This is a genomic window from Corynebacterium sp. NPDC104732 (assembly GCF_055583565.1).
In genome coordinates, this window is the sequence record NZ_JBVJNS010000001.1 from 294,053 (window position 1) to 300,188 (window position 6,136).

6 protein-coding genes are annotated in these 6,136 nt (G+C 59.5%); 1 reads left to right on the top strand and 5 read right to left on the bottom strand.

All coding sequences use genetic code 11. The features are described 5' to 3' along the window. Nucleotides 1-83 precede the first annotated feature (83 nt). The 3 genes from ACZ6ZO_RS01435 to pgsA are packed head-to-tail and all read right to left on the bottom strand — an operon-like array spanning nt 84 to nt 1,510. The gene (locus ACZ6ZO_RS01435) at nt 84-383 is read right to left on the bottom strand and encodes a helix-turn-helix domain-containing protein (protein ID WP_182386314.1); all 300 of its coding nucleotides are present in this window, start codon (nt 381-383) and stop codon (nt 84-86) included. Between the two features lie 28 nt (nt 384-411). Then, nucleotides 412-930 carry a CinA family protein gene (locus tag ACZ6ZO_RS01440; protein ID WP_465289981.1) on the bottom strand — a complete coding sequence of 173 codons (519 nt, stop codon included), beginning with the start codon at nt 928-930 and terminating at the stop codon, nt 412-414. Further along, nucleotides 923-1,510, bottom strand: coding sequence for a CDP-diacylglycerol--glycerol-3-phosphate 3-phosphatidyltransferase (gene pgsA / locus ACZ6ZO_RS01445; protein WP_465289998.1), 588 nt, complete (start codon nt 1,508-1,510; stop codon nt 923-925). The genes ACZ6ZO_RS01440 and pgsA overlap by 8 nt, the downstream gene beginning before the upstream one ends. Before the next feature lie 19 nt (nt 1,511-1,529). On the opposite strand from pgsA, the gene ACZ6ZO_RS01450 reads away from it, so the two are divergent. Continuing rightward, on the top strand, nt 1,530-1,820 hold the full coding sequence (locus ACZ6ZO_RS01450; protein WP_182386316.1) for a YciI family protein: 291 nt from the start codon (nt 1,530-1,532) through the stop codon (nt 1,818-1,820). Here the strand turns inward: ACZ6ZO_RS01450 and ACZ6ZO_RS01455 are convergent. Beyond that, entirely contained in the window at nt 1,817-2,866 is a 1,050-nt protein-coding gene (locus tag ACZ6ZO_RS01455) for a TerC family protein (RefSeq protein WP_182386317.1), read from the bottom strand. The genes ACZ6ZO_RS01450 and ACZ6ZO_RS01455 overlap by 4 nt on opposite strands. Before the next feature lie 204 nt (nt 2,867-3,070). Further along, entirely contained in the window at nt 3,071-5,851 is a 2,781-nt protein-coding gene (locus ACZ6ZO_RS01460; protein WP_465289984.1) for an FtsK/SpoIIIE family DNA translocase, read from the bottom strand. Between the last annotated feature and the right edge of the window lie 285 nt (nt 5,852-6,136).

Here is a 6,136-nt window from a genome sequence, read left to right on the forward strand (position 1 = left end):
TTAACCTTCCAAGTTTTGTTGTGTCAGCGGCCGCTAACTTTTTCAATACTCCCAGTGTACAGGTGACGCGTGGAAGTGCAGGGCTAAAAGTGTACGAACTCTTGATCGGCGGACTGGATTGCCATGGATCCGGCAGCTTCGATGAGGACATCGGCGACGCTCACGCCAAGTGCGTGACACACTGAGGCGAGGAGTTCGGAGGACACTTCCTTCCGGCCGCGTTCCAGTTCGGAGAGGTAGCCGGGGGAAACGCTCGATTTTTCAGCCAGTTCGCGCAGCGTAATGCCACGGTCGGCACGGAAGGCGCGAAGTGCGGCGCCGAGGGCCTCGCGCAGTAGCGGTTCAGCTACTGGCTTTTCTAGTAGTGCAGTTTGAGTAGCCATCACTGTTTATAACGCGTGGGGGACGTTTTTAGTTCCCGGCGAGGATATTTTCCAGCGTTTCGATCGCAAAATTGGCGCTGTGCTGGCAAATTTCTACTCGATCCCCGTCCACGACCTCTTCTGGTTCTGTGGCTCCAGGGCGCAGCGCCCAGCGAGTGTGTCCTTCTGGGAGCACCCGAATGCTTTTGGATCCCTCGGGCCCTGCAATGCCAAGCCACACGACACCCACCGGGTTGTCTTCCTGCAGTGCTGGCCCCGCCACACCCGTCAGGGCGAGTGCCCAGTCAGTGCCGAGCTTTTCTCGCGTCCCCACTGCCATGGCTTCGGCACACTCCGGGGAAACGGCGCCATGGTCGTCGATAAGCTGCGCTGGCACGCCCGCCAGCTGCGTCTTCAGCTCGCTGGAGTAGGTGACGAAGCCGCCGACGAACACCTCGCTGGCGCCGGGCTGCGCCGCAATTAACGACGCCAACCTGCCCGCCGTCAAGGACTCACAGGTGGAAAGCGTTTGCCTGCGTTCGGTCAAAGTGGTGAGGAAATTAGCCACGGTTTTCCTTTCGCGAGTCCAACAAGTACTGCACGCCGGTCACCACGGTGACCGCCACTGCTGCCAGCATAACCAACCACACCGGCAGATCGGCCCACGAAGGTAGCGGCATGAGGTACAACGCGATAGCGAGCGTTTGCAGGGTCGTCTTGATTTTCCCACCCTTGGACGCCGGAACCACCTTGCCATGGCGCAGCTGGATCATCCGCCAGAAGGTGATGCCAAGCTCTCGGAAGATGATCACGACGGTGACCCACACGGGCAGTGCCCCGACGATGTTCAGCGACACGAAGGCGGCGATCATCAGGGCTTTGTCCGCGATCGGGTCGGCGATCTTGCCGAAGTCGGTGATCAGGTTGTGTTTGCGGGCAATATCGCCATCCAGTTTGTCCGTGATCATCAACGCGACGAAGCACCCGAAAGACCACCACATCCATTTGTGGTCTGTGTTATCAGCGCGCAGAACTAGCCATACAAATACCGGCACCGCGATAATGCGCAGGCTGGTTAGCGCATTGGGCACATTCCAATTGGACGTCTTTTGATCACCACTCACAAGGCAACACCATACACGGGTTATTCCACCTAGACTAAGGGCTATGAAATACTTTGCCGTTCACTACCGCTACCCCGCCGACTCCGAAGACATCGCCCGCGTGCGTCCCGTCCATCGGGAATTCCTCGCTACGTTGAAAGAGCAAGGCGCTCTCGTTGGCTCGGGCCCCTTCCTCGACAATACTGGTGGCGCGTTGATCATCATCCGGCTCCCGGAGCCAGCTACCTGCGCCGACGCCGAGCAGCTCATGGATAAGGACCCCTTCACATTGGAAGGGGTCCTTGATGGGCGCGAGATCCGGGAGTGGAACCCGGTTCTCAATGTGTTTAGCTAACGCTCGTCCTCGTAAACCTGCTTTGCCGGGTTCCAGTTTGGCATGACGCCACCTTGGGCTTCGTCACGCTTCGTCTTGAGGATGGAGGCGCCCGCGGTGATCGCGAGGACGCTGACGATTACCAGCAATGACGCCAGCGTTGGAATTTCTGGCACGTGCACGTTTTCGCCACCGTTGATGAACGGCAGGTTGTTTTCGTGCAGCGCGTGCAGGACAAGCTTGACGCCAATGAAGCCGAGGATGATGGCCAAGCCGTACGGCAGGTACACCAGGCGGTCGATGAGGCCATCGAGGAGGAAGTACATCTGACGCAGGCCGAGCAACGCGAAAGCATTGGCCGTGAACACAATGTACGCCTCCTGGGTGATGCCGTAGATAGCTGGGATGGAGTCTAGCGCGAACATCACGTCGACCATGCCGATAGCAACGAGGCAGACAAACAGCGGGGTGAGGGCACGCTTTCCGTTGACCCGGACAGACAACTTGTCGCTCTCGTAGCTTGGGGTGACATGGATGACCTTGCGCAGGGTTTTGATCACCCACATATCGGAAGGGTCCGTCTCTGGCTGATCAGACATCTCATCGATGATCAGCTTCACGGCCGTGTACAGGATGAACAGACCAAACAGGTAGAACACGTCCGACCACGCGTTGATTACCGCGGCACCCAGCAGGATGAACACCAGGCGGAAAATCAGCGCCAACACGATACCGATCAGCAGCACCTTCTGCTGGAACTTACGGGGCACCTTGAACGAGCCCATGATGAGAGCGAACATGAACAGGTTATCCACACTGAGCGCCAGTTCCGTGACGTAGCCGGTGAAGAATTCCATGCCGTGCTGATGCGGGTTGCCCGGTTCGCTCCAGGTGAACCACAAGAAAATGCCAAAGATGGTAGACAGCGCCATGTAGAACGCCATCCAGTAGGCGGACTCTTTCATCGTCGGTTCGTGCGGCTTGCGCACGTGTGAATAAAAGTCGAATACGAAGAGCCCAAGCACCACCAGTCCGGTGATGCTCCAGGTAAGCAAATTAACTTCCATGCAAAAGACCTCCGGTCTTATCGGTTGAACGAAAATGACCGGAGGTCTCCCCCGCCCGCTCAGCGCGCTGTAGCGGGTGGCACGACCGGGAGCCCGCGAGAGGGGCTGCCGTGCTGACGATCTGTGCCGACTAGGGTGGGGTACTCCCCTCCAAGACAAAGCCCTACTTTAGCCTATTGAGGGTCCCAGAGCACAACACACGCTCTAGAACACGCCACCGTTAGGGTTTGCCTCGACCACGGTGACGTCGTCCTCCTCCTTCGGGGCTTCTGCCGGGTCGGCGCCCTTGAGCATCCAGAGAATAGTGTCCAGCTCTTCCGGTTTCACCAGAACCTCACGGGCCTTGGAACCTTCGGATGGGCCAACCACGCCACGGGTTTCCATGAGGTCCATCAGGCGGCCCGCCTTGGCAAAGCCGATGCGCAGCTTGCGCTGCAGCATGGAGGTGGATCCGTGCTGCGAGGTGACCACAATTTCCACTGCTGCCAGGAGGTCTTCCAGATCGTTGCCGATTTCCTCGTCGATCTCCTTCTTCTCGCCTGCCTTCTCCTCAGTCACGCCTTCGGTGTAGTTCGGCTCCGCTTGGTCCTTAGCCGCTTCAACCACCGCTTGCACTTCTTCATCCGTGACGAAGGCACCCTGCATGCGCACCGGGCGGCCACCCTGTGGGATGAACAGCCCGTCGCCCATGCCGATGAGTTTCTCTGCGCCACCCTGGTCCAGGATGACTCGGGAGTCCGTGAGGGATGAGGTGGCGAAGGCGAGACGGGAAGGCACGTTGGTCTTGATCAGACCGGTAACCACATCCACAGATGGGCGCTGGGTTGCCAGCACCAGGTGAATACCGGCTGCACGCGCCTTCTGGGTGATGCGGACGATGGATTCTTCAATTTCCTTCGGTGCCGTCATCATCAGGTCGGCGAGCTCGTCTACCACACACACGATGAATGGGTACGGACGGTATTCCCGCTCAGAGCCTGGAGGTGCGGTGATCTCACCCGAAGCGACCTTGCGGTTGTAGTCCTTAATGTGGCGCACACGCGCGGACTTCATGTCCATGTAGCGCTGTTCCATCTCCTCCACCAGCCAGTTCAGTGCGGCAGCGGCTTTCTTTGGCTGGGTGATGATCGGCGTGATCAGGTGCGGGATGCCTTCGTATGGGGTCAGTTCCACCATCTTCGGGTCCACTAGGATCAGGCGCACTTCGTCCGGGGTAGCGCGGGTGAGCAGCGACACGAGCAGAGAGTTGACGAAGGCGGATTTACCGGAACCTGTGGAACCTGCGACGAGTAGGTGTGGCATTTTCTGCACGGAGTGGGAAATGAAATCGCCTTCGATGTCCTTACCGAGGCCAATGAGCATCGGATCATGGTTGGCCACGGTTTCGGGCGCATTGAGGACGTCGGCAAGCCGCACCAGCTCGCGGTCGGAGTTCGGCACCTCGATGCCGACGGCCGATTTACCGGGGATCGGTGCGAGCAGGCGCACGTTGTCGGTCGCCGCTGCGTAGGCCAGGTTGGACTGCAGGTTCGTGATCTTCGAAACCTTCACGCCAGGCCCGAGCTCGACCTCGTAGCGGGTCACTGTCGGGCCACGCGAGAAGCCCGTGACGACGGCGTCAACATTGAATTCCCGGAACACGTCAGTGATCGCTTCGATCATGCGATCGTTCGCAGCGGACCTCGTCTTCGGCGGCTCGCCACCAATAAGCAACTCTGCAGCATTCGGGAGGACGTAGTTGGAGTCCACCTCACGTGGCGCCGGCGGCGGAACGTCCTTCTTCAGCTCGCTCTTAGGTACGCTGGCCTGCACCTTCGCGGGGTCAATGCCGGAGCGGGCGATGATGGCTTCGCGCATGGCCTCCCGGCTGGCGGCGACGGCATCGGGCGCCTTATCGACGGCTGATGGCACCGAAGGAAGCTGGACAGTAGCTTCGGGCTCCGGCTCGTCCACGACCGCGGGGAACTCATCGGTATCGGCTGGCGCTGGTTCGTCGTAGAGATTTGCAGCGCGTGCGGGCTTCTTTGGTTTGCTAAACAGCGATGGCTGCGGATCGTCCTCTGGTTCTTCGTCCAGCGGGTAGTTATCGATCGGACGCGACGGACGGGGTTGGCGTGGCCGCGGGCTGCGCGCCATGGACTCGATTTCCTGGTCGGCGGAGCTGTAAATATCGTCGTCATCGTCGTCTTCTACGTCCACGTTGTCGCGGAATCCGACCGCGCCGATGATGTAGTCCACGAATTCCCGCACTGCAACGCCCGTGACCTGCAGTGCGCCGTAGATAATGACGAGTGCCAAGATCGGGATAGCCAGGTAAGCACTAAAACCGGCTGCCAGCGGACCACCGACGATATAGCCCAACGCACCGCCAGCGGTCTTTCGGGCAGCCCAGTCAACAGGAGTTCCCGCGAAGATGTGCACGAGGCCGAGCATGCTCAGCACGATCAGCAGCGTGCCCACCACGACGCCGGTTTCCCGTTCTGGTTCTGGCTTGACACCCAGCATCAGGGTGATGGCCAAGGCAAACAGCGCGACCGGAAGCACTAAGGCACCTGCGCCAATGGTCAAGTGGGCGACATTGGCAATCCACTCCCCGACGGGCCCCGCGATATCGAACCAGACCGTCGCACCGAGCACCACAGAAAGCCCAATAAGGGTGAGGCCGATGCCGTCGGCGTGCTCCTCAATCCCCAGACGCCGTGGCGATTGCTCCTGAAGTTGAGGTGCGTCTTGATCGGGATCTTTCCGAGCAATCATTCGCGCTGTACCTCCAATGCCTTTAGCCGTAGCGCCGAACATCGCTCCCAGACCCGAACCCACAGCACGAAATGCGCTGCCGGTGCGTTCGTGGGACGTATCGGCAGCGCGGGAAGCGGTTCGCGAGGAAAGGTTCGCTGAGGATGGTCCTCTTCGCGAACCAGACTGCGGACCAGTGTTCTTCCGGCGCGCCCGGTTAGACGACTTCGGCTTGCTAGAGACAGACATGCCTCAAACTCTAGTCGCTATTAGCACTCCAGTCACATGCGCCACACCGATACCAGGCGGGTTTTGTGGCACTCGTTAATTGTCAGACTACTTGTGAAACGCCTTTTAAGGAGGATTCATGAGTACGAAAGTTCATTACTCGGCTAGCCGGTTTACCCCCGAGCAGCGGCGTGAGATTGCGTTGAAGTATGCCGGTTTGCCGTGGGGTCAGAAAGGCCCGTTTGCTCAGCGTCTCGGTATTTCAGGAGATACGCTCCGGTCGTGGGTAGCTGCGTGTGCTGATGG

Bases quoted from the DNA above. Each gene is read 5' to 3' on its own strand.
- ACZ6ZO_RS01450 (WP_182386316.1), top strand. From the start codon at position 1,530: ATGAAATACTTTGCCGTTCACTACCGCTACCCCGCCGACTCCGAAGAC.
- ACZ6ZO_RS01435 (WP_182386314.1), bottom strand. From the start codon at position 383: ATGGCTACTCAAACTGCACTACTAGAAAAGCCAGTAGCTGAACCGCTA.
- ACZ6ZO_RS01455 (WP_182386317.1), bottom strand. From the start codon at position 2,866: ATGGAAGTTAATTTGCTTACCTGGAGCATCACCGGACTGGTGGTGCTT.
- ACZ6ZO_RS01460 (WP_465289984.1), bottom strand. From the start codon at position 5,851: ATGTCTGTCTCTAGCAAGCCGAAGTCGTCTAACCGGGCGCGCCGGAAG.